This window comes from Streptomyces sp. BK340, assembly GCF_007827595.1.
In the GTDB taxonomy this organism is placed as follows: domain Bacteria; phylum Actinomycetota; class Actinomycetes; order Streptomycetales; family Streptomycetaceae; genus Streptomyces.
In genome coordinates, this window is sequence record NZ_VISR01000003.1 from 611,314 (window position 1) to 634,706 (window position 23,393).

A 23,393-nucleotide genomic window follows, 5' to 3' on the forward strand; every position below is an offset into this window, starting at 1 on the left:
GGGATGTTCACGAGCGGGCGAACTCCGCCGCGGGGGTCAGCAGTTGCCCTTCGTCTCCTTTCCGGCGAACCGGTCGCCGAGCCAGGCCACGACATCGCCCACCGCCTGGGCGTCGCCGGTGAGGTGGTCACCGACGTACGACGTCCACTGGGTCCTGATCCCGGCCGAGCAGTAGGCGCGGCGGGTCTCACTCGCCATCTGCGCCGGGATCACCTCGTCCGCCAGGCCGCGGTACTGCAGCACCGGGAAGCCGATCTCGTAGCGGGCGCCCGAGCCCGGGGTGCCGACCCCGGCGCCCAGTTTGCCGGCCTCGACGGCGTCGCCCCAGGTGGCGCCGTCGGGGCCGTGCAGGGCGTAGATCTGGTCGAGCGTCAGCCCGTCCTTGGTGTACTGCTCGATCCGCGCGCCCGGGAAGCGGCTCACGGTACCGACCGCGCACAGTGACTCGGCGTCCTTGACGGCCTTGTGCCCGCTGTCGTCGAGGAGGTCGTCGAACGGCAGGTCGGGATGGGTGACGGACAGACCGATGAACGCGTCCACCAGGAACCCGGCGAAGAACCGTCCGTCGAGGTTGCTCGCCACCTGCTTGAGGTCGGTGGGTATCCCGCCGGAGGCCGAGCCGACGACGTTCAGTTCGGGGGCGTACGACCGGGCGAGCTGGGCCGCCCACAGGCTGCCGGAACCGCCCTCCGAGTAGCCCCAGATCCCGACCTCGGCTTCGGGGCTCACCCCGGCGCCGGGCACCCGGGAGGCCGCGCGGGCCATGTCGAGGGCGGCGTGACCGGCCTCCGCCCCCGAGGCGTACGGGTGGACCTGGCCGTTCATGTAGCCCTGGCCGTCCGTTGCGGCGACGGCGTAACCGGCGTTGAGCAGCGCCGCGATGTTCGGGCCCTCGTAGGCGTCCTGGTACTGGCCGGCGAGCTGCTTGGAGAACGCGCACTGCGGTCCGATGCCGAGCGTGCCCGGCACGAACGCGACCAGCGGCCGCGCGCCCGGTCCGGTCCACGGCTTCTGCGGCACGACGACGATGCCGACGACGGAGACCGGCCGGCCCCGCCCGTCGGTGGAGCCGTACTGCACCTTCCAGGCGTTCAGCGGGGGGCCGCCGATCACCATGGGCAGCGCGTCGGCCTTGCGGCAGGCGACGACGGCTCCCGGTGCGGCGGTGGGGGTGTCCGGGGGCCGGTAGATGTCGGCGTCAGCGGCGGAGCACGCCTCCGGCGTCCCGGCCTCCGCAGCCACCGCCGGCACTGTCAGCAGTCCGCCCAGCAGGCCCGCGGCGGCGAGCAGTGCGGCTCTTCTCGGCAGCGGCTTCCTGGGCATGGGGGAGTTCACCTCAGAGCGTCCCTTCTGTGGGGTGAAGAGTGAAGCTGAGCAGGCCGAGAGGTTACGGAGGCGTAGGTAACCGCTGATAGTTAAAGGACGACGAACCGGCGGGGTCAGGGCTGTGCGCCGGTGACTAGCGTGGTGGGAGGGCCGATCGGCTCCTCAGGCAACCGGGGGCGGGCCGGATGTCGTCCTCCTGATCACCATGCCCACTACAAATCCGGCCGGCTTCCCGGCGTCCCCGATCAGCCAGTTGCTCGACTTCACCTGGACCCAGACCCGGGCCTGCGCCTTCGCGATCGCCCTGTTGTCCGGAGTGGCGGCATCGGCCCTGCTGCCACCGCTGCCGGTGGCCCGCTACGACCTGCTCGCCTGCTACGGCGTGCTCCTCACGCTGCTGTTCTGGCGGCGCGGCTGGGAGAGCGGACGCGACGTCGCCGTCATCGCCGCCTGCCATGTCATCGGTCTCGCCTTCGAGCTGGTGAAGGTCTCGCTCGGCTCGTGGAGCTACCCGGAACCGGCCGTGCTGAAGTTCGCGGGCGTCCCGCTGTACGGGGGCTTCCTCTACGCGGCCGTAGGCAGCTACATCTGCCGGGCCTGGCACCTGTTCGACCTGGAAGTGGTCCGCTACCGGCCACGGGCGACGGCCCTGGTGGCCGCCGCCGTCTACGTCAACTTCTTCAGCCACCACTGGCTGCCCGACGCCCGCTGGCCCCTGGCGGCCCTCCTCGTGGCCGTCACCGCGGGCACCACGGTGCACTTCACGGTGCGCGGGACACGGCGCCGCATGCCGCTCGCGCTGTCCTTCACCCTGATCGGGTTCTTCCTGTGGCTGGCGGAGAACCTCGCCACCTATGTGGGCGCGTGGCGCTACCCGTACCAGTTGCACGGCTGGCAGCCCGTCGACGTCGGCAAGTTCGGCGCCTGGGCGCTGCTCATCAGCGTCACGTTCGTCCTCGCGGCGTTCGGCCGGTCCAGGACACCCCCTGCGCCTCGGTGACTGCCGTTGCCCCCGGGCTCCCCATGCGGGGGCCCGGGGCCGGTCTCCGACAGGTGACCGCGTCGGGGCTCCGGTGGAGGCGGATGTGCGGTCAGCCGGACAGGCCGGCCAGCAACCGCCGGTCCCGGGGGGCCGGTTTGCGGTCCAGGCGGGCGTCCAGGAGGCGACGGGCGGCGTCACTGCGGCCCGCCGCCACCAGGGCGTACAGCAGTGTCTCCTCGACGACCTCCCGCTGGGCCGCGCTGCCGCCGACGCTGCGCAGTACGGGCAGCAGCGCGTCCAGGCCACGGGCAGCCTCCACGAAGCGCTCCTCGACGAGCGCGGCCAGCGCCTCGCACAGCGGCGCGACGACCTCGCGTTGCACCTGGTCCGCCCCCAGGGCGTGGTCGCGCAGCCGGCGCAGGGCGGGCAGATCCCCGGCGGCGGTGCGGGCGACCGCGACATGCAGCGCGGTGAACGCGGTCGCCGGCCGCTCCAGCACCTCCAGCTCGACCGACTCCAGCACGTCGGCCGCGGGCAGTTCACCCCACCAGCTGTCGCTCAGCCGCGCCCGCCACAGCAGTGAGCCCGAGTCGACCAGGGCCCGCATTCCGCTCACCCGGCCGGGCGCGAGCTGCGCGAACCAGCGCCTGCGGACCGCAGCCGGGTCGTCGAGGGCGAGTTCGTGCAGCGCGATGTGCCAGGAGAAGTGCGCCCGGTGGACCGCGCCCCGGCCCCGGCCCGACACCCAGCGGTCCAGCCAGTCACGTCCGGCCTCGTGCGCACCCGACTCGTAGTGCACGTGCGCCAGGGCGTGCACGGCGTGCCCGGAGGCGGGCTCGACGGCCAGCGCCCGGTGCGCCAGCTCGCCCGCCTCATGCAGCCGGCCCTCCTCCTGGCGCAGGAAGGCGAGCAGCGAGGTGTGGAACCAGTGCCCGTCGTACGCCGGTGACGTCAGTTCGAGCAGACCGAGCGCGTCGTCGTCGTGCAGGTCGCTGACACCGGAGAAGGCGATGGTGGGCACGGCGGCGGCCAGCGCGAGCGCGTCGGCGGGATAGGTCCGCAGGTGTCGTACCAGCGCCTCGTCCCCGTCGTCGCCGGTGATCCGGCGCGTGACCACGTCCACGAAGGACCGCTCGCGCGTGTCGGCCCGCTCGCGTGCGCAGCGCTGTGCGTCGGCGAGGGCGCGGGGTACGTCGACTGCGGCCCCGCACTCGTGGCCCAGCAGGGCGAGGGCCGCGTGGCCGAGGGCGAATCCGGGGTCGAGGGCGACCGCGCGGGCGAAGCCCTGCGGGGCTCCCGAGCGGACCTTGAGGACCCGGTCGAGCCCGCCGCGGTAGGCGGCGGCCGCCTCGGCGTGGGTGGTCAGGGCGAGGCCGTGTCCGTCGACGGGTCGGCGGGTCGTTCGGCGCCTCGGGGCGAGCGGGGCCAGCAGCTGCTGGGCCAGCTCGACGGCCTGGACACGGATTTCGGGCATCGCGGTGGTCTCCCACAGCTCGCCCCGGCGCGGGGCGCCCAGCGTGAACAGCGGGAGCCCGGCACCGCCCCGGGCGTCCAGGAGGCGGCCGTCCCGGGTCGCGGCGCCCATGCCGAGCGGGCCGGGAACCGCCGCCCCGGACGCGAACAGCCCACGCCACAGCGGGTCGTCGAGGCCCCGTCCCGGGCCGGTGCAGTCGACCACCCAGCCCACGTGCAGCGTGCGGCCGCCCGAGAGCTCGACGGCGAGCCCTGCGCCGTCGGCCCCCGTCACCCGCACGACCGTGCCCGTGTGGACCTGGAGGCGGCGCGCGGTGCGGGCCCGGGAGACGTGCTCCGCGGTGGCGGGGGACATGCGGTGGCGGTGGGTGTTCCACAGGGCGCCCTCGCGGGCGAGGAAGTCCTCCCGCTCCTCGGGGGTGAGGCTGCGCCACAGTCGCGTGGTGTGGGGGCGGAGGCTGTCGAGGCCGGGGCGCCAGTCGCCGTGGGTGCGGACCGAGCGGCTGAGGTGCCGGTAGACGGCACGACGCAGCCGGCCCAGCGAGGTGTCGTGCAGGTCCTGGGGCGCGGGCATGACGGCGGCCGGGCCGAGCGCGTGCGGCTGGGGCAGCAGGCCGTTGCGGGAGAGGGCGTGGAGGGTGCGGCCGGGGCGGTCGAGGGTCAGCGCGAGGTCGACGGCGGTCAGGCCGGTGCCGACGAGCAGCACGTCGTCGCTGCCGTCCCGGGCGCCGTCCGGGGCACCCGCCAGGGCCCCGTCCAGCGCGCCCGGCGCCCACGGCGTGCCGACGAAGCGCGCCGAGGCGCGCAGCGCGGGCGGCGCCCATGCGGAGGTCGCGGCGGCGGGGCCGGTGGCGAGGACGGCGGCGTCGGCGGTCAGGTGTCCCCCGTCGGCGAGGCTCAGCTCCACCCTGCCGCCGGGGGTGCCGGTACAGCCCTCCGCCCGGGTGCGCAGCCGGCGTACGGCGACCGTTCCGTGGGCGCGGACGATCGCCTGGCCGAGGGTGTCGGCGAGGTAGGCGCCGTAGCGGTAGCGGGTGGCGTAGTCGGCGCCGGTGACCTCGGGTTCGCCGTGCCGGCACAGCCAGCGGGTGAAGTGACCCGGATCGTCGGGGTAGGCGCTCATGTTGCCGGCGGGCACGTTCAGGCGGTGGCGTGGGTCGCGGGTGGCGTAGGCGGTGCCTCGGCCCGCCTCGGGGGCCGCGTCGATCAGGACGACGTCGAGGGGAGTCCGGCGGCGGGTCGCCGTCTCGCAGAGCTGGACGGCGGTCAGGGCGCCTGCCGCGCCGGCTCCGACGATGGCCACGGTGTGCCGCTTGCGGACGTCGGTCACGGATACCTCCGGCGGGTCGGTGAAACTTTTTCTTCACTCTTCCGATCGGGTCCGGGCCCCCACAACCACGACTTCCAGCCGTCTCGGCGTGTCTTCATCCGAATCTCAGGGAGCACCCCACGGATTCAAAGGGCCGGCCCAGACAGCCGGCGCAGGATGCCCACGCACGGACAGACAACTCAGGAAGGCGTGTCGTGGGCGTCTCGCTCATATCGAACCGGTCCGGACAGCGGTCGCGCGGGTGGTCCCGGCGCGGGATCCTCGCCGCTCTCGGAGCGGTACCGGCTGCCGCCGCCCTGGCGGGCTGCAGCTCCTCCGCGGGCGCCTCGGCGGCCGCGGACGGCAAGGGCGCCACGGCGTCCGCGCGGACCGCCACGACGAAGAGGGCGACCATCGCCGTCACGCCCGCGGCCGGCGCGAGGAAGGCGGACTTCACCAGCCCCGTCGAGGTCACCGTCACCGACGGCACGCTGGCCTCCGTCCACGTCACCGGCAACGACGGCTCCACCCTGGAGGGCACTCTCAACTCGGCCGGAACCAAATGGATTTCGGCCCGAAATCCCTACTCGGGCACGAAGTACACGGTGACGGCCGAGGCGGCGGGCGCCGCCGGGGAAACCGTGTCGACGTTCACCACCAGGTCGCCCGGCGCCACGTTCGTCGGCCGCTTCACGCCCGAGGCGGGCTCCACCTCCGGCATCGGCAGACCGGTGTCGGTCAGCTTCACGCACGCCGTCGCCGACCGGGCCCGGCGACGAGTACGACATCCCGGACGTGCCGCACGCCCAGCGGCTCACCACCTCGGGCACCTTCGTGCACGGCAACTACTGGGCGTCCACCGCGGTGCTCGGGCACCAGGACGCCAGTCACGGCTGCATCGGCCTGCACGACACCAAGGGGGCGGGCGACAGCTCCGTGGCCGGCTACGAGTTCTACGAGAGTTCGATGCTCGGCGACGTGGTGATCGTGAAGAACTCCGATGAGAGGACGGTGGACCCGGCCAACGGACTCAACGGGTGGAACCCGTCGTGGGCCGACTGGAGGGCGGGCAGCGCGGTCTGAGCCGTTCTGGGTGCCTTCATGGGGTGAACTCCCGTGAGGCGAAAGGAGTTTCCCTGCTTTAACTCTTGACGGCCGCAGGGCCGGGGAGCACATTGGCGGCACCTTGAGAGCGCTCTCAGGCCATCGTGGGAGCGCTCTCACAGGTCTCCCGCACTCCCCTCCGTACCCGAGAGGCCCCCCTCATGAGCGATTCCTCCGGCATACCCAGACCCCGGGCGTTCCGCCGCGCGCTGGTCGCCGTGGCCGCCACGCTCGGTCTGGCAGCCGCCGTGGCGACGGCGGCCACCGCACCCGCCAGCGCCTCGGCCCCGACTCCCCCGTCGGGCTGGACGCAGGTCTTCCTCGACGACTTCAACGGCTCGGCCGGCACCGGCGTCAACACCTCCAACTGGCAGTACGACACCGGGACTTCATACCCTGGCGGCGCGGCGAACTGGGGCACGGGCGAGGTCGAGACGATGACCTCCAGCACCAACAACGTCTCGCTGGACGGCAACGGCAACCTGCTCATCACCCCGCGCCGCGACGCGTCCGGCAACTGGACGTCCGGGCGCATCGAGACGACCCGTACCGACTTCCAGCCACCGGCCGGCGGCAAACTGCGCGTGCAGGCCCGTATCCAGATGCCCGACGTCACCGGCGCGGCCGCCAAGGGCTACTGGCCGGCGTTCTGGATGCTGGGCGCGCCCTACCGCGGCAACTACCAGAACTGGCCGAGCGTCGGCGAGCTGGACATCATGGAGAACGTCCAGGGCCTGAACACCGACTGGGCCACGATGCACTGCGGCTCCAACCCGGGCGGCCCCTGCAACGAGACCTCCGGCATCGGCAACTCCACCTCCTGCACCGGCAGCACCTGTCAGGCGGGCTTCCACACCTACGCGATGGAGTGGGACCGCTCGACCAGCCCCGAGGAGATCCGTTTCTACCTCGACGGCGTCAACTTCCACACGGTCAAGGCCAACCAGGTCGACGCGACGACCTGGGCCAACGCCACCGACCACGGCTTCTTCGTCATCCTGAACGTGGCGATGGGCGGCGGGTTCCCGGCCGCCTTCGGCGGCGGCCCGGACAGCGGCACCGAGCCGAACCACCCGATGGCCGTGGACTACGTGCAGGTGCTCCAGGCCACGGGCGGCGGGACCACTCCCCCGCCCTCCGGCAACCGGGACGCCTACAGCGCGATCCAGGCCGAGTCGTACGACAGCCAGTCCGGCGTGAGTTCCGAGGCCACCACGGACTCCGGCGGCGGCCAGGACATCGGCTCGCTCGCGAACGGCGACTGGGCCCTCTACAAGGGCGTCAACTTCGGCTCCACCGGGGCCACCCAGTTCTACGGGCGGGTGGCGAGCGGTGCCGGGTCCGGGGTGAGCGGCCTGGTCGAGGTGCGCCTCGACAGCCGCAGCAACGCCCCCATCGGCAGCTTCGCCCTGTCCAACACCGGGGGCTGGCAGAGCTGGAGGACGATCCCGGCGAACATCACCTCGGTGACCGGCACGCACGACGTCTATCTCACCTTCACCAGCGGCCAGCCGTCCGACTTCGTGAACGTGAACTGGTTCGACTTCGGCCACTGACAAGGGTGCTGACGCCGCCCCGCCGGCAGGACCGGCGCGGTCGGCACATCCGGCCCGGTCCGGGAGCGGGTTCACGCGCTCCCGGACCGGGCTGATGCACGCGTGGCGGGGCTGCGAGGATGGGGTGCGTGGTGACCGACGCGGAGTGGGAGCGGATCCGGCGGAGCCTTCGCTTCGGGCAGGCCTTCCGGGGCACCGTCGCGAAGGTGCCCAGGCCGGGGTCGATCGGGATCTTCGTGGACATCGGCCTGGCCGTCGGTGGCTTCGTGGACGTCCTGCTGCTCCCTGAACAGGAAGATCTCTGGCCCGCCGAAGGCACGGTCGCCGATTTCGAGGTCTGGTGGGCGGACAGCCGACAGCAGATCCGGCTGAAGCCGTCCGATCCACGCCACCTGCGGAGCGACTTCGCGGAGTACACCGCACGCTTCAGGCCCGGCTGGACGTCCGACATCGGCCGGCCGGTACTGGCCGGCTGACCGGCACTCGCCGGCCGACCGTCGTCGCCGTCAGACCGACTGCGGTCGCCGCAGTCCCCGAAGGAGCAGTTCGACCAGTCGGCGCGGGTCGTAGCGAGGGTCGTCGTCGCGTCCGACGCAGAGGTTGCCGATACCGCGCATCAGTTCGTACGGGTGCGTACCGGGCCCGACCTCGCCCGCGTCGGCCGCGGCATCGAGCAACTGTCCGCAGACGGGCACCAGTCGGTCGAGGAAGTAGGTGTGCAGCGTCTCGAAGCCGCCGCTGTCCGACTGCATCGCGTTGGCGAGTCCGTGCTTCGTGACCAGGAAGTCGACGAAGAGGTCGACCCACTGACGGAGTGCCGCGAACGGGGAGTCGGCGTCGGCCAGCAGCCTCGGGCCGGCCTCGGCGCAGGCCTCGACCTGGTGGCGGTAGACGGCGACGACGAGATCCGCCCGCGTCGGGAAGTGCCGGTAGATGGTCCCCACGCCGACCCCCGCCCTGGCCGCGATCTCACGGATCGGCGCATCGACGCCGGAGGTGACGAACACCGCGGCGGCGGCGGCAAGCAGCGTCTGCTGATTGCGCTGCGCGTCGGCCCGCCTGCTTCGGGCGGGCACCTCCCCGGACTGGCCTGCAGCGGACACCACGCTCTCCTCCCGATGATCCTTGCCTAACCGGAACACCGTTCCGTATATTAATCGGAACGTCGTTCCGGTTTCAGGGTAGCTGAAACCGGACGCTCCCGACCGCCGCTCCCGCCGGACGAACGAGACCGGCGGCAACGGCAATCGAAGGGACACACATCATGAGTCGATCGATCCGCACAGCCGGCGGCCCCAGCTCGCCCCCTCCCGTCCTCTCGGTCGGTCCGGTGGTACTGCCCACCCCCGACCGCGCCGTGGACCTCCAGGTGCGCGTCTCCGCGCCGGTGACCGGAAGCGACCTGCCGGTCATCCTCCTCTCGCACGGCCAGGGCCACTCGAACCACCTGTCCTCGCTGAACGGCTACGCACCCCTCGTCAACTTCTGGGCGGCGCACGGCTTCGCCGTGCTCCAGCCCACCCACCTGAGCTCGCGGACCCTGACCCTGGATCCCGGCACCCCCGGAGCCCCTCTGTTCTGGCGATCACGCGCCGAGGACATGACGCGCATCCTCGACCGGCTGGACGAGGTGGAGGCCGCCGTGCCACAGCTGCTCGGGCGCCTGGACCGGGGCAAGGTCGCCGTGGCCGGGCACTCGATGGGCGGGCACACCGCGAGCCTGCTGCTGGGGGCCCGGCTCACCGACCCGGACGACGGAAAGGAAGTGGACCTGACCGAGCCCCGGATCAAGGCGGGGGTACTGCTCGCCGCGCCCGGCCGAGGGGGCGACGCCCTCACCGATTTCGTGGCCGGGAACTGGCCCTTCTTCTCGACCACGGACTTCTCCCGGATGCGGACACCCACGCTCGTGGTCGCGGGCGACAAGGACGACTCCGCCCACCTGACGGTCCGGGGCCCGGACTGGCACACCGATCCGTACTTCCTCTCCCCGGGCCCCAAGTCCCTGCTCACCCTGTTCGACGCGGAGCACGGCCTGGGCGGGGTCTCCGGATACGACGTCGCCGAGACCACGGACGAGAACCCCGAGCGCGTGGCCGCGGTCCAGCGGCTCACCTGGTCCTACCTCCGCAGCCGGCTCAACCCCGGGGATCCCGCCTGGCAGGCGGCGTGCGACGCACTGACGGCAGGCCCGAGCCCGCTCGGACGCGTCGAGTCCAAGTAACCCGAGCAACAGGCTTCACCGCAGCTCCGCCCGGAACGCCGCCGGTGTGACACCGGCGTGCAGCTGGAAGAACTTGGAGAAGTTCGCCGCGTCGGGGAAGCCCACGGCCGCCCCGACGCGGCCGATCGGCATGTCCGTGTGGGCGAGCAGGCGTTTGGCCTCCAGGACCACCCGTTTGTCGATGAAGCCCTTCGGCGTCTCGCCGGTGGCCGCACGGACCGCGCGCACGAGGGTGCGGCGGGAGTAACCGAGCGCGTCGGCGTAGGCGCTGACGCTGTGATTGGCGGCGAACCCCTGCTCGACGGCGTCCCGGAAGAGGGTGAAGGTGGTGTCCGCCTGCCCCTGGGACGACTCCGCCGAACTGGCCGCGAGGTGGGCCAGACGCAGCAGGAACGCGGTCAGCGTGTGCCGGAGCACGGCCGTGTGCAGGCTCAGCGGGAGCGTCGCGGTGTCCTCGTACTCGCGGCGCAGCTGGTCGAGGGACGCCTGGAGCGCGGCACGTTGTGCCGGGTCGGGGTGCAGCAGCGGGGGCAGGTCGTAGCGGTAGAGGCCGGTGGCCTCGACGGTGGCGCGGGGCAGGAAACCGGGCTGCATGGTCAGCACGGTGCCGTGGTACTCGCTGGTCCGGGAGAACCGGTGGACCTGTCCGGGGCGGATCCACAGCAGATCGCCGGCCGACGCCTCGTACTCGGCGAAGTCGATCATGTGCCGCACGGGGCCCCCGGTGAAGAGCATGACGACGTGGAAGTCGATGCGGTGGACGCGATGCAGTGGGGCGTCGGCATGCCAGCTGTGGTCGGTCCCCATGGGGCCGACCTGCATGCCGACGCCGCCGACGGCCAGCTCGGTCGGGAAGGGGAAGGTCCTGATCCCCTCACCGTCGCCTTGGTGTGTTCTGTCCGCCATGTCCTGCTCGTGCCGCCCCTGTCGCCCGATCGATGTCCCAGATTCACCACAGGCTGACACACCTCTCCCTTCCTTCTAAAAAGTCAGACTTTTAGTTTTGAACGCGTCCAGCCAGCGATCACGCACTGAACGAGGACTTCTTGAAGATGAGCACGCAGACATCCGACGGATTCGAGTGGACCGACCTCGACCGGCGTGCCGTGGACACCGCCCGGCTTCTCGCGGCAGACGCCGTTCAGAAGGTCGGCAACGGCCACCCGGGCACCGCGATGAGCCTGGCCCCTGCCGCGTACACGATCTTTCAGAAGGTGATGCGACACGACCCGGCGGACCCGGAGTGGACCGGCCGTGACCGCTTCGTGCTGTCCCCCGGCCACGCCTCGCTGACCCTCTACACCCAGCTCTTCCTCGCCGGGTACGAGCTGGAGCTGGACGACCTGAAGGCGTTCCGCACCCACGGCTCGAAGACGCCCGGCCACCCCGAGTACGGGCACACCGCCGGTGTCGAGACCACCACCGGCCCGCTCGGTCAGGGCGTCGCCAACGCCGTCGGCATGGCGATGGCCGCCCGCTACGAGCGCGGACTGTTCGACCCGGAGGCCCCGGAGGGCACCTCCCCCTTCGACCACACCGTCTGGGCGATCGTCTCCGACGGCGACCTGGAGGAGGGCGTCTCCGCCGAAGCCTCCTCCCTGGCGGGCCACCAGAAGCTCGGCAACCTGGTCTTCCTCTACGACGACAACCACATCTCCATCGAGGGCGACACCGCGACCGCCTTCTCCGAGGACGTGCTGAAGCGGTACGAGGCCTACGGCTGGCACACCCGGCGCATCGAGCCCACCGCCGACGGCGACGTCGACGTGCCCGCCCTGTACGCGGCGCTGAAGGCCGCGCAGGCCGAGACCGAACGGCCCTCGATCATCGCGATGCGCACGATCATCGCCTGGCCGGCCCCGAACGCGCAGAACACCGAGGCCTCCCACGGCTCCGCACTCGGCGCGGACGAGATCGCGGCCACCAAGCGCGTCCTCGGCTTCGACCCGGAGCAGTCCTTCGAGGTCACCGACGAGGTCCTGAACCACACCCGCCGGGCCCTGGACCGGGGCGCCGAGGCGCACGCGGCCTGGGACAAGCGGATCGCCGAGTGGCGCACGGCCGACCCGGAGCGGGCCCAGCTGTTCGACCGGATCAGCAAGGGCGAGCTGCCCGAGGGCTGGGAGGACGCCCTGCCGGTGTTCGAGGAGGGCAAGTCCGTCGCCACCCGTGCCGCCTCCGGCAAGGTGCTGCAGGCGCTCGGCCCCGTCCTCCCCGAGCTGTGGGGCGGCTCCGCCGACCTGGCCGGCTCGAACAACACCACCATCGACAAGGCCAGCTCCTTCCTGCCGAAGGGCAACCCGCTGCCCGAGGCGGACCCGTACGGCCGAACCGTCCACTTCGGCATCCGCGAATTCTCGATGGCCGCGGAGATGAACGGCATCGCCCTGCACGGCAACACCCGCGTCTACGGCGGCACCTTCCTCGTCTTCTCCGACTACATGCGCAACGCCGTCCGGATGTCCGCGCTGATGCAGCTGCCGGTGACGTACGTGTGGACGCACGACTCCATCGGCCTCGGCGAGGACGGGCCCACCCACCAGCCGGTCGAGCACCTGGCCTCGCTGCGCGCGATCCCGGGCCTGAACGTCGTCCGCCCGGCGGACGCCAACGAGACCGTGGTCGTCTGGGCCGAGATCCTGAAGAGGCACGCCACCGACCCGGCCCCGCACGGGCTCGCGCTCACCCGCCAGGGCGTGCCGGTGTACGCGCCCCACGAGGACGCCGCCAAGGGCGGGTATGTGCTGCGTGAGTCCTCGACCGAGACCCCGGAGGTGATCATCATCGCGACGGGTTCCGAGGTGCAGCTGGCCGTCGCCGCGCGGGAGCAGCTGGAGGCCGAGGGGATCGGCACGCGGGTGGTGTCGATGCCGTCCGTGGAGTGGTTCGAGGAGCAGCCGCGCGCCTACCGCGAGAGCGTGCTGCCGCCGGCCGTGAAGGCCCGTGTCGCCGTCGAGGCCGGTATCGGCCTGACGTGGTACCGGTTCGTGGGCGACGCAGGTCGGATTGTCTCACTCGAACATTTCGGTGCCTCCGCCGACGCGACCACACTGTTCGCCGAGTTCGGCTTCACCCCCGAGAACGTCGCCGCCGCTGCCCGCGCATCGCTGGCCGCCGCGCGCGCCTGATTTCGACGCGACTAGAAAGATGATCACTGTGACCGAAGCAATCGCGACCCCGGGAGCCCTCGAGCGCCTCGCCGACGAGGGCGTGTCGATCTGGCTGGACGACCTGTCGCGCAAGCGGATCACGTCGGGCGGCCTGGCCGAGCTGGTCAAGAGCGGTGGCGTCGTCGGCGTCACCACCAACCCCTCGATCTTCCAGGCTGCCATCGGCTCCGGCGAGGGCTACGAGGAGCAGCTGACCGACCTGGCCGTACGCGGCGTCACGGTCGAGGAGGCCGTGCGGATGATGACGACCGCCGACGTGCGCGCGGCCGCCGACATCCTGCGTCCGGTGTACGACGCCACCGGTGGCCGCGACGGCCGGGTCTCCATCGAGGTCGACCCCCGTCTCGCGCACCACACCGTGGCGACGGTCGCCGAGGCCCGGCAGCTGGCCTGGCTGGTCGACCGCCCCAACGTGATGATCAAGATCCCGGCGACGAAGGCGGGCCTTCCGGCCATCACCGAGGTCATCGGCCTCGGCATCAGCGTCAACGTGACGCTGATCTTCTCCCTGGAGCGCTACCGCGAGGTCATGGCCGCCTACCTGGCCGGCCTGGAGAAGGCCCGCGAGCGGGGCCTCGACCTGTCCCGGATCCACTCGGTGGCGTCCTTCTTCGTCTCCCGCGTGGACAGCGAGATCGACAAGCGGCTGACCGCCCTCGGCACCGACGAGGCCAACGCCCTCAAGGGCCGGGCGGCGCTCGCCAACGCGCGGCTCGCCTACGAGGCGTACGAGGAGGTCTTCGCCTCCGGGAGCTGGCCGGCGCTCGCCGCCGACGGGGCCAACGAGCAGCGGCCGCTGTGGGCCTCCACGGGCGTGAAGGATCCCGCGTACAAGGACACGCTGTACGTGGAGGAACTGGTCGCGCCCGGCACCGTGAACACGATGCCGGAGGCCACCTTGAAGGCCACCGCCGACCACGGCGAGATCACCGGTGACACGGTGACCGGCGGCTACGCGCAGGCCCGCGCCGACCTCGCCGCCGTGGAGCGGCTCGGCATCTCCTACGACGAGGTCGTCCAGCAGCTGGAGGACGAGGGCGTCGCCAAGTTCGAGACGGCCTGGCAGGAACTGCTGGACGCCGTCACCAAGTCCCTGGACAGCAAGGGAGTTGACGCGTAATGACGACCAAGGCTCCGGAACCCGAGACGCCCGCCGCGCAGGTCGGCGTCCCGGACGCCCCGGCCACCGACTGGGACAACCCGCTGCGGGACGCCCGGGACCGCCGGCTCCCCCGTATCGCGGGCCCCTCCGGTCTGGTCATCTTCGGTGTGACCGGCGACCTGTCCCGCAAGAAGCTGATGCCGGCCGTGTACGACCTGGCCAACCGCGGCCTGCTGCCGCCCGGCTTCTCCCTCCTCGGCTTCGCCCGCCGCGACTGGGAGGACCAGGACTTCGCACAGGTCGTCCATGACGCGGTGCGCGAGCACTCCCGCACCCCGTTCCGCGAGGAGGTGTGGCAGCAGCTCGCCGAGGGCATGCGGTTCATCCCCGGCGACTTCGACGACGACACCGCCTTCAAGCAGCTGAAGCAGGCCGTCGAGGAGCTGGACGCCTCCCGCGGCACCGGCGGCAACTTCGCGTTCTACCTGTCGGTGCCGCCGAAGTTCTTCCCCAAGGTCGTGCAGCAGCTGAAGAAGCACGGCCTGGCCAACCCGCCGCAGGGCGCCTGGCGCCGGGCGGTCATCGAGAAGCCGTTCGGCCACGACCTGAGGTCGGCCCAGGAGCTGAACGCGGTCGTGCACGACGTGTTCGAGCCCGACCAGGTCTTCCGGATCGACCACTACCTGGGCAAGGAGACCGTCCAGAACATCCTGGCGCTCCGCTTCGCCAACCAGATGTACGAGCCGATCTGGAACCGCAGTTACGTCGACCACGTGCAGATCACCATGGCCGAGGACATCGGCATCGGCGGCCGCGCGGGCTACTACGACGGCATCGGCTCGGCCCGTGACGTCATCCAGAACCACCTCCTGCAGCTGATGGCGCTCACCGCCATGGAGGAGCCCATCGCGTTCGACGCGGAGGCGCTGCTCACCGAGAAGCTGAAGGTGCTCAAGTCGGTGCGGCTGCCGCAGGAGCTGGGCGAGCACACCGTGCGCGGCCAGTACGCCACCGGCTGGCAGGGCGGCGAGAAGGTCGTCGGCTACCTGGAGGAGGACGGCATCGACCCCAAGTCGAAGACCGACACCTTCGCCGCGATCAAGCTGGGCATCGACAACCGCCGCTGGGCGGGCGTCCCGTTCTACCTGCGCACCGGCAAGCGGCTCGGCCGCCGGGTCACCGAGATCGCGGTGGTCTTCAAGCGGGCCCCGCACTCCCCGTTCGACTCCACCGCCACCGAGGAGCTGGGCCAGAACGCGATCGTCATCCGTGTCCAGCCCGACGAGGGCATGACCGTCCGGTTCGGCTCGAAGGTGCCGGGCACCTCGATGGAGATCCGGGACGTGTCCATGGACTTCGCCTACGGCGAGTCGTTCACCGAGTCGAGCCCGGAGGCGTACGAGCGACTCATCCTGGACGTACTGCTCGGCGACGCCAATTTGTTCCCCCGTCACCAGGAAGTGGAAGAGTCCTGGAAGATCCTCGACCCGATCGAGGAGTACTGGGCGGCGCACGGCAGGCCGGCGCAGTACGCGTCGGGCAGCTGGGGACCGAGGGAAGCGGACGAGATGCTCGCACGAGACGGACGGAGCTGGCGCAGGCCATGAAGATCGACCTGACCGACACCACGGCAAGCAAGATCAACAAGGCGCTGGTGCAGGGCCGCCGCGCCATCGGCACCCCCGCCGTGGGCATGGTCCTGACGATGGTCATCGTCACGGACGAGGAGAACGCCTACGACTCGATCCGGGCCGCCGAGGAGGCCTCGCACGAGCACCCCTCGCGCACCCTGGTCGTCATCAAGCGGCATGCCCGCACCCTGCGCGACCGCACCACCTCGCGTCTCGACGCCGAGGTCCGGGTCGGCTCGGAGGCCGGCACCGGCGAGACCGTCGTGCTGCGGACCTACGGCGAAGTGTCCGACCACGCCGACTCCGTGGTCCTGCCGCTGCTGCTGCCGGACGCCCCGGTGGTCGTGTGGTGGCCGGTGGACGCGCCGGACACCCCGTCCAAGGACCCGCTCGGCGCGCTCGCCCAGCGCCGGATCACCGACCTGTACGCGGTCGAGCGGCCGATGGAGGTCCTGGAGACCCGGGCGGGCAACTACGCGCCCGGCGACACCGACCTCGCCTGGACCCGGCTCACGCTGTGGCGGTCCATGCTGGCCGCCGCCCTGGACCAGGCCCGCGCGAAGGTGACGTCGGCGGCCGTGGAGGCCGAGGCGGACAACCCCAGCGCCGAGCTCCTCGCCCGCTGGCTGGAGGCCCGCCTGCACCTCCGGGTGAACCGTGTGGTCACCGCGGGCCCGGTCGTCACGGCCGTACGCCTCGGCACCGCGAACGGCGAGATCGTCATCGACCGGCCCGAGGGGCCCCTCGCGACGCTGACCCTGCCCGGCCAGCCGCCGCGCACCCTCGCCCTGAAGGTCCGTGGCACCTCCGAACTCATCGCCGAGGAGCTGCGCCGCCTCGACGCCGACGAGATGTACGCCATCGCCCTCAAGGGCGAGGCCACCAAGGAGAACGCCTGAGATGTCCGACGCACCGTCAGACTCCATCAAGCTCAACCGCCGACCCGAGTGGACCGCCCTCGCCGACCACCGCGCCGAGGGGCAGCCGCACCTGCGTGAGCTGTTCGCGAAGGACCCCGGCCGCGCCGAGCGGTACGTCGTGCGGGTCGGCGATCTGCACATCGACTACAGCAAGCACCTGATCACCGACGAGACCCTGGCCCTCCTCCAGGAACTCGCCTCCGCCACCGGTGTGTTCGCGCTGCGGGACGCCATGTTCCACGGCGAGAGGATCAACATCACCGAGCGGCGGGCCGTCCTGCACACCGCGCTGCGCGCCCCGCGGGAAGCGGTGGTCGAGGTCGACGGCGAGAACGTCGTACCGCGCGTGCACGCCGTCCTGGACAAGATGGCGGGCTTCGCCGAGCGGGTCCGCTCGGGCGAGTGGACCGGACACACCGGCAGGCGGATCCGCAACGTCGTCAACATCGGTATCGGCGGCTCCGACCTGGGTCCGGCGATGGCCTACGAGGCGCTGCGCGCCTACACGGCACGGGAGTTGACGTTCCGGTTCGTGTCGAACGTGGACGGCGCCGACCTGCACGAGGCCGTCCGCGACCTGGACCCGGCGGAGACCCTGTTCATCGTCGCGTCCAAGACGTTCACCACGATCGAGACGATCACCAACGCCACCTCGGCCCGCTCCTGGCTGCTGGAGGCCCTCGGCGACGAGAAGGCGGTCGCCAGGCACTTCGTGGCGCTGTCCACGAACGCCGAGAAGGTCACCGGCTTCGGCATCGACCCGGACAACATGTTCGAGTTCTGGGACTGGGTCGGCGGCCGCTACTCGTACGACTCCGCGATCGGCCTGTCCCTGATGATCGCCATCGGACCCGACCGGTTCCGGGAGATGCTCGACGGCTTCCGCCTGATCGACGACCACTTCCGCACCGCGCCCGCCGAGGCCAACGCGCCCCTGCTGATGGGCCTGTTGGGGATCTGGTACGGCAACTTCCACGACGCCCAGTCCCACGCGGTGCTGCCGTACAGCCACTACCTGTCCAAGTTCACGGCGTACCTGCAGCAGCTGGACATGGAGTCCAACGGCAAGTCGGTGGACCGGGCGGGCGACCCGGTGGAGTGGCAGACCGGGCCGGTGGTCTGGGGCACGCCCGGCACCAACGGGCAGCACGCCTACTACCAGTTGATCCACCAGGGCACCAAGCTGATCCCGGCGGACTTCATCGGCTTCGCCGAGCCGGTCGCCGAGCTGAGCGGTGAACTCAGGGCCCAGCACGACCTGCTGATGGCCAACTTCTTCGCCCAGACCCAGGCCCTCGCCTTCGGCAAGACGGCCGAGGAGGTCCGTGCGGAGGGCGTGTCGGAGGAGCAGGTGGCGCACCGCACCTTCCTCGGCAACCACCCCACCACCACGATCCTCGCCCGCGAGCTGACCCCGTCCGTGCTCGGCCAGCTGGTCGCCCTCTACGAGCACAAGGTGTTCGTCCAGGGCGCGGTCTGGAACATCGACTCCTTCGACCAGTGGGGCGTGGAACTGGGCAAGGTCCTCGCCAAGCGCATCGAGCCCGCCCTGACCGAGGGCGCCGCCGTGCCCGGTCTCGACCCGTCCACCACGGCCCTCGTCGCCGCCTACCGCAATCTCAGGAAGTGAACTGATCATGCAGCTCGGTCTCATCGGTCTCGGCAAGATGGGCGGCAACATGCGCGAGCGTATTCGCCGCGCCGGCCACACCGTCATCGGCTACGACCGCAACCCGGAGGTCTCCGACGTCAAGAGCCTCGAGGAACTGGTCGGAAAGCTCGACGGGCCGCGCACCGTCTGGGTGATGGTCCCGGCCGGCACCGCCACCCAGACGGTCGTCGACGAACTCAAGGACCTGCTCTCCCCCGGTGACGTGGTCGTGGACGGCGGCAACTCCCGCTGGACGGACGACGAGAAGCACGCGGCCGAACTCGGCATCAAGGGCATCGGCTTCGTCGACGCGGGCGTCTCCGGCGGCGTCTGGGGCCTGCAGAACGGCTACGCGCTCATGGTCGGCGGCGACAAGGAGCACGTGGAGCGCCTGAAGCCCATTTTCGAGGCGCTCAAGCCGGAGGGCCCCTACGGCTACGTCCACGCCGGCCGGGTCGGCGCCGGGCACTTCTCGAAGATGGTCCACAACGGCATCGAGTACGCCATGATGCAGGCCTACGCCGAGGGCTGGGAGCTGCTGGAGAAGGTCCACTCGGTGGAGAACGTCCGCGAGGTCTTCCGCTCCTGGCAGGAGGGCACCGTCATCCGTTCCTGGCTGCTGGACCTCGCGGTCAACGCCCTGGACGAGGACGAGCACCTGGAGAAGCTGCGCGGGTACGCGGAGGACTCCGGCGAGGGCCGCTGGACGGTCGAGGCCGCCATCGACAACGCGGTGCCGCTGCCCGCGATCACCGCGTCGCTGTTCGCCCGGTTCGCCTCCCGGCAGGACGACTCGCCGCAGATGAAGATGATCGCCGCGCTGCGCAACCAGTTCGGCGGCCACGCCGTAGAGACCAAGGGCTGAGCGGCCGTGGGGGACCTCCTGCTGGTCCGCCACGGCGAGACGGAGTGGAGCGTGTCGGGACAGCACACCAGCTGGACCGACCTGCCCCTCACCACGCACGGTGAGGAACAGGCCAAGTCCCTCGCCCCGCTCCTCACCGGACGGACCTACGCCCTCGCGCTGTCCAGCCCGCTGGGCCGCGCGATACGCACAGCCGAACTCGCCGGCCTGACCGGGGCCGTACCCGACCAGGATCTGCATGAGTGGGACTACGGCGGCTACGAGGGTGTCACCACGGTCGACATCCATCGCACCCGCCCCGACTGGGACCTGTGGACCGACGGCGTACCGCCGGGTCCCGAAGGGCACCCCGGCGAGTCGCCCGAGCAGATCGGGGCGCGCGCCGACCGGGTGCTGGCCCGGGTGGAGAAGGCGCTCGCCACGGACGACGGTGACGTGATCCTGGTCGCGCACGCCCACTTCCTGCGGGTGCTGACCGCCCGCCGGCTGGGTCTGCCGCCCGCGGAGGGCCGGCTCTTCCAGCTGGCGACCGGCACCGTCAGCCGGCTCTCCACGGAGCACGGGCGGCCGGTCGTCGCCGAGTGGAACCGACGCGCCTAGGCCCTGTCGTCAAATTCCCGTCTGCCCCACGACGCCTGGCACGCACTCTCGCCGCACCGGGCGAAAGCCCAAGTACGTCCAGTACGAGGACTTCCGCCCGGCACGCCGAGAGCACGCACCAGACGCCGCGAGGCCGCCCTTCGGGCGACGACGGGAATTTGACGACAGGACCTAGCGGCCCTTTCCACGGCCCGGGTCACCCCGAGTGACCCGGGCCGCAGTCGTACAGCAGCCGGGTCCGGTCACCGGGGTCGTAGGCGGCGGGCAGGACGAGCCGGCAGTGAGCGGTGGTCCAGCGCACCAGGGTCCCGGCCGGGAGGCGTCCGGTACGGGCGCCGGGGAGCAGGTCGACGCGCGACAGGACGACGTAGCGCAACCGCCCGGAGCCGATCAGCCGGTGGAAGGCCGCCGGTGCCGGGTACGGGACCCGGCCGGTGAAGCCGCCCATCGGCAGTACGGGCGCGTTGGCGGCGATGACGTAGGGCGCGGCGTCCTGCCATCCGGGGACGGCGGCCAGGTAGCGGGCGCCGTCGCGGTGCGCGGTCAGGTAGGCGAGGAGCCGCTGCCGCTCGGGGCCGAGCGTGGCCTGCTCGGAACCGGTACGGGTGCTGGTGGGGCCGACCCGGCCGAAGCCGCCGGGCTGGTTGTAGCGCAGGGACAGCGCGGAGGCCGACCACACGGCGGGGATCAGCAGGACGGCACAGACGCCGACGGCGAGTGCGGCCGGGCCACGGCGCGCGCCGGCCAGGAGCAGCGCGAGCAGGCCCAGGGCCACGGCGTACACCGCCGACCAGGCGAAGAAGCGCGGGTACCACAGCGTCAGGGCCGCACACCAGAAGACGTCGGCCAGCAGCACCACGGGCAGCACACGACTGCGCCGCGCCCGCACCACCCCGGCCGCGGCGAGCGCGCAGACGGCCACCGCGACCACGCCCATGTAGTAGGTGTGGCCGGTCACGCTGCCGAAGCTGAACACCAGGAAGAAGGTCGCCAGCCACACCCCCCACAGCAGGAACCCGGCGAGCAGCGGGTCCGTGCGCGGCAGGCCCCGCCCGCGCACCGCCAGCACCCCGCAGACGAGGCCGAACGCGGCGAGCGGGTACAGCCAGCCCGTCTGGGTGGCCAGGCCCGGGCCGAACATCTTCCAGATGCCGTCGCCCATGCCGGGCGGCAACCGGTGGCCGCCGTGGGCCGCCCGGCTCGCGACGATGCTGCCGGTGCCGGCCGCGTCGACGCCGACGGCATGAAAGCGCGTCAGGAAGTTGTAGCCGACGACCATCCCGAACGGCGAGTCGTCGGTGGTGCCGTCGAGGTACGGGCGGGCCCCGGACGGGGTGAACGCGGCCACCAGCATCCACGACAGCGACACCGCGAACATGACCGCCGCGGCCAGGGCGAGATGGCCGACGCGGCGGCGGAGCGTCGTGGGAGCGGCGACCGCGTAGGTCACGGCCAGGGCGGGCAGCACCGCCCACGCCTCCAGCATCTTGCACTGGAAGGCGAGACCCACCCAGAACGCGGCGAGCAGCAGGGTGCGCGGCCGGGCGTGCGCGGTGGCCCGCCAGGTGGCCTCGGCGGCCAGCAGCAGGAGCAGCACGAACGGCGCGTCCTCGGTGACCGAGCGGCCCAGGCCCACGGTCACCGGGGTCAGGGCGAGGAACGCGGCGGCGAGCAGCCCGGCCGGCACCCCGGCCCAGCGGCGCACCAGGACATGGAGCAGCAGCACGCAGGCCACGGTCTCCAGTGCCTGCGGCAGCACCAGCGCCCACGGGTGGAACCCGAACACCAGCGCGGAGAGGGCCTGCGGCCACAGGAAGCCGGGCAGTTTGTCCAGGGTGATGGAGTTCGCCGGGTCGAAGGAGCCGTAGAAGAAGGCGACCGGGTTGTCGGTCATGCTGCGCACGGCGGCCGCGTAGAAGGAGTGGTAGGCGCTGTTGCCGAGGCCCCACAGACACAGCGCTGCCGAGAGCGCGGCGACGGCGGCCAGCACCGGGCGCTCGTAGCGGGGGGCGCCGGCGCGTACGGCCGTGTCGGGTATGGGCGGCGGGGCGTGGCGGACTAGGAGTGGCTTGCTGGCGGGGCTCGGCATGAACGGCCTTCCAGGCATCCCGGGGATGTCACGGTCCGGGACGCTGGGAACGCCCCGGATTGTGGTGAGTATCGGCCGGGTCTGCGGGCCGGTGACCGAGGCGGGGCCGGGTCTCACCGAGGTCTCACCGCGGGCACACCCGCTGCTTGGCGGGCTCTCACCGGGGCGAGCCGCTGTCCGGTGGGTCCTGTTCCGGGCCCTGCTTCTACAATCACCGGCACTGGCCCCATGCCCGAAGGAACCCGATGACCAGCGTCGAAGAACCGGTACACACCGGCGGGCGGACTCGTGACGCCGCCCGCACCAAGGCCGAGATCCTCGACGTGGCCACGCAGGAGTTCGCGCGGGCCGGCTACGACGGCGCCCGGGTGGACGAGATCGCGGCGCGCACCCGTACCACCAAACGGATGATCTACTACTACTTCGGCGGCAAGGAGCAGCTGTTCACGGCCGTGCTGGAGCGGGCGTACGGCGTGATCCGCGAGGCCGAGCAGCGGCTGGACGTCGAGCACCTGGATCCGGTCGCGGCGATCCGGCGTCTGGCCGAGCTGACCTTCGACCACCACGAGCAGCACCCGGACTTCGTCCGGCTGGTCAGCATCGAGAACATCCACGGCGCCGAGCACATCGCGGCTTCCCGGAAGCTCGGGCGGATGGGTTCGCCGGCGCTGGACGTGATCCGCCGGATCCTGGTCACAGGGCGGGAGTCCGGGCTGTTCACGGCAGATGTCGACGCCGTCGACCTGCACGCGATGATCACCTCGTTCTGCTTCTTCCGTGTCGCCAACCGGCACACCTTCGGCGCCCTCTTCGGCCGTGACCTGGTGGACCCTGCGCAGCGCGGGCACTACCGGACCATGCTGGGCGACATGGTGATCGCCTACCTCACCGCGGAGCGGGCCACCGACTGACGCGGACCGACGCCGGCCGGCGCGGGGCCGATCGGCTCACGCACGGCCTCTCGACACGACGGAAACGCGGGCACCGACCGTCCGCCCCGCGCCGCGCCGTCCGGGGCCCTAGGGCCGCGGATGGCGCGGCTCGTACAGCCCGAGTCGGCCGCCGCCCGGCAGCCGGAGCGCGGTGAGCCGGCCCCACCGGGCCTCCTCGACCGGCTGGGCGAACTCCACGCCTTTCTCGGCGAGTTGCTCCCGTGTCGCGTCGAGGTCGTCGCACATCAGCATCAGTTCATGCGACGGGTCTCCGTCCGTCGGATGGCAGGCCACCTCCGCGGGCGGTGCCTGGAAGATCAGCCAGCCGTGGCCCGCGTCGACGTGCGCCCATCCGAGGACGTCCCGCAGGAAGGCCCGGTCGGCTTCGGCGTCACGGCTGTAGATCACCACATGTGCCCCATTGATCACGCGCGGAGGCTAGTGCGGCGGACCGCGCGG

Annotated in this window: 18 protein-coding genes and 1 pseudogene; 13 read left to right on the forward strand and 6 right to left on the reverse strand. The window is 71.7% G+C overall.

Annotation, left to right across the window (positions count from 1 at the left end; translation table 11 throughout):
* Nucleotides 1–36: 36 nt before the first annotated feature.
* On the reverse strand, nucleotides 37–1,323 hold the full coding sequence (locus FB157_RS09335; protein ID WP_145877804.1) for a lipase family protein: 1,287 nt from the start codon (nucleotides 1,321–1,323) through the stop codon (nucleotides 37–39).
* A 208-nt stretch (nucleotides 1,324–1,531) separates the two neighbouring features.
* On the opposite strand from FB157_RS09335, the gene FB157_RS09340 reads away from it, so the two are divergent.
* Nucleotides 1,532–2,326 carry a DUF817 domain-containing protein gene (locus FB157_RS09340; RefSeq protein WP_145877806.1) on the forward strand — a complete coding sequence of 265 codons (795 nt, stop codon included), beginning with the start codon at nucleotides 1,532–1,534 and terminating at the stop codon, nucleotides 2,324–2,326.
* 91 nt (nucleotides 2,327–2,417) lie between these two features.
* On the opposite strand, the gene FB157_RS09345 is transcribed toward FB157_RS09340, so the two are convergent.
* Nucleotides 2,418–5,111 carry an FAD/NAD(P)-binding protein gene (locus FB157_RS09345; RefSeq protein WP_261386218.1) on the reverse strand — a complete coding sequence of 898 codons (2,694 nt, stop codon included), beginning with the start codon at nucleotides 5,109–5,111 and terminating at the stop codon, nucleotides 2,418–2,420.
* A 194-nt stretch (nucleotides 5,112–5,305) separates the two neighbouring features.
* Between FB157_RS09345 and FB157_RS09350 the strand changes: the two are divergent.
* The 3 genes and pseudogenes from FB157_RS09350 to FB157_RS09360 all read left to right on the forward strand — a co-directional run bounded on the left by FB157_RS09350 (nucleotide 5,306) and on the right by FB157_RS09360 (nucleotide 8,226).
* Nucleotides 5,306–6,173: pseudogene (locus FB157_RS09350) on the forward strand (Ig-like domain-containing protein).
* Between the two features lie 182 nt (nucleotides 6,174–6,355).
* Complete coding sequence (locus FB157_RS09355) at nucleotides 6,356–7,750, forward strand: glycoside hydrolase family 16 protein (protein WP_145877807.1); 1,395 nt, start codon at nucleotides 6,356–6,358, stop codon at nucleotides 7,748–7,750.
* A gap of 119 nt (nucleotides 7,751–7,869) precedes the next feature.
* Nucleotides 7,870–8,226: a hypothetical protein gene (locus tag FB157_RS09360; RefSeq protein WP_391333994.1), complete on the forward strand. Its 357-nt coding sequence runs from the start codon at nucleotides 7,870–7,872 to the stop codon at nucleotides 8,224–8,226.
* Nucleotides 8,227–8,256: 30 nt separating this feature from the next.
* Here the strand turns inward: FB157_RS09360 and FB157_RS09365 are convergent, their stop codons facing one another.
* The gene (locus tag FB157_RS09365; protein ID WP_145877812.1) at nucleotides 8,257–8,853 is read right to left on the reverse strand and encodes a TetR/AcrR family transcriptional regulator; all 597 of its coding nucleotides are present in this window, start codon (nucleotides 8,851–8,853) and stop codon (nucleotides 8,257–8,259) included.
* A gap of 161 nt (nucleotides 8,854–9,014) precedes the next feature.
* Between FB157_RS09365 and FB157_RS09370 the strand changes: the two genes are divergently transcribed.
* Entirely contained in the window at nucleotides 9,015–9,974 is a 960-nt protein-coding gene (locus FB157_RS09370) for an alpha/beta fold hydrolase (RefSeq protein ID WP_145877814.1), read from the forward strand.
* A 15-nt stretch (nucleotides 9,975–9,989) separates the two neighbouring features.
* On the opposite strand, the gene FB157_RS09375 is transcribed toward FB157_RS09370, so the two are convergent.
* On the reverse strand, nucleotides 9,990–10,880 hold the full coding sequence (locus tag FB157_RS09375; RefSeq protein WP_145877816.1) for an AraC family transcriptional regulator: 891 nt from the start codon (nucleotides 10,878–10,880) through the stop codon (nucleotides 9,990–9,992).
* A gap of 146 nt (nucleotides 10,881–11,026) precedes the next feature.
* Here FB157_RS09375 and tkt point away from each other — a divergent pair, with 146 nt between their 5' ends.
* Genes tkt through FB157_RS09410 form a run of 7 tightly spaced genes read left to right on the forward strand, consistent with a single transcriptional unit; the run spans nucleotide 11,027 to nucleotide 19,913 of the window.
* The gene (gene tkt / locus FB157_RS09380; protein WP_145877818.1) at nucleotides 11,027–13,102 is read left to right on the forward strand and encodes a transketolase; all 2,076 of its coding nucleotides are present in this window, start codon (nucleotides 11,027–11,029) and stop codon (nucleotides 13,100–13,102) included.
* A 19-nt stretch (nucleotides 13,103–13,121) separates the two neighbouring features.
* Entirely contained in the window at nucleotides 13,122–14,264 is a 1,143-nt protein-coding gene (tal, locus tag FB157_RS09385) for a transaldolase (RefSeq protein ID WP_145877820.1), read from the forward strand.
* Nucleotides 14,264–15,853, forward strand: a complete 1,590-nt coding sequence (zwf, locus tag FB157_RS09390; RefSeq protein WP_145877822.1) for a glucose-6-phosphate dehydrogenase — start codon at nucleotides 14,264–14,266, stop codon at nucleotides 15,851–15,853. The genes tal and zwf overlap by 1 nt, the downstream gene beginning before the upstream one ends.
* Nucleotides 15,850–16,776 (forward strand): glucose-6-phosphate dehydrogenase assembly protein OpcA, encoded by a 927-nt coding sequence (gene opcA / locus FB157_RS09395; RefSeq protein ID WP_145877824.1) that lies wholly within the window; start codon nucleotides 15,850–15,852, stop codon nucleotides 16,774–16,776. The genes zwf and opcA overlap by 4 nt, the downstream gene beginning before the upstream one ends.
* Before the next feature lies 1 nt (nucleotide 16,777).
* Nucleotides 16,778–18,427, forward strand: coding sequence for a glucose-6-phosphate isomerase (pgi, locus tag FB157_RS09400; RefSeq protein ID WP_145877826.1), 1,650 nt, complete (start codon nucleotides 16,778–16,780; stop codon nucleotides 18,425–18,427).
* Between the two features lie 7 nt (nucleotides 18,428–18,434).
* A complete protein-coding gene (gene gnd, locus FB157_RS09405) occupies nucleotides 18,435–19,313 on the forward strand; it encodes a phosphogluconate dehydrogenase (NAD(+)-dependent, decarboxylating) (protein ID WP_145877828.1) in 879 nt (292 codons plus the stop codon).
* Between the two features lie 6 nt (nucleotides 19,314–19,319).
* The gene (locus tag FB157_RS09410; protein ID WP_145877829.1) at nucleotides 19,320–19,913 is read left to right on the forward strand and encodes a histidine phosphatase family protein; all 594 of its coding nucleotides are present in this window, start codon (nucleotides 19,320–19,322) and stop codon (nucleotides 19,911–19,913) included.
* A gap of 196 nt (nucleotides 19,914–20,109) precedes the next feature.
* Here FB157_RS09410 and FB157_RS09420 read toward each other — a convergent pair whose 3' ends face one another.
* Nucleotides 20,110–22,002: a glycosyltransferase family 39 protein gene (locus FB157_RS09420; RefSeq protein WP_145877831.1), complete on the reverse strand. Its 1,893-nt coding sequence runs from the start codon at nucleotides 22,000–22,002 to the stop codon at nucleotides 20,110–20,112.
* 245 nt (nucleotides 22,003–22,247) lie between these two features.
* Between FB157_RS09420 and FB157_RS09425 the strand changes: the two genes are divergently transcribed.
* Nucleotides 22,248–22,913: a TetR family transcriptional regulator gene (locus tag FB157_RS09425; RefSeq protein WP_145877833.1), complete on the forward strand. Its 666-nt coding sequence runs from the start codon at nucleotides 22,248–22,250 to the stop codon at nucleotides 22,911–22,913.
* Between the two features lie 108 nt (nucleotides 22,914–23,021).
* Here FB157_RS09425 and FB157_RS09430 read toward each other — a convergent pair whose 3' ends face one another.
* Nucleotides 23,022–23,363 carry a VOC family protein gene (locus FB157_RS09430; protein ID WP_145877835.1) on the reverse strand — a complete coding sequence of 114 codons (342 nt, stop codon included), beginning with the start codon at nucleotides 23,361–23,363 and terminating at the stop codon, nucleotides 23,022–23,024.
* Between the last annotated feature and the right edge of the window lie 30 nt (nucleotides 23,364–23,393).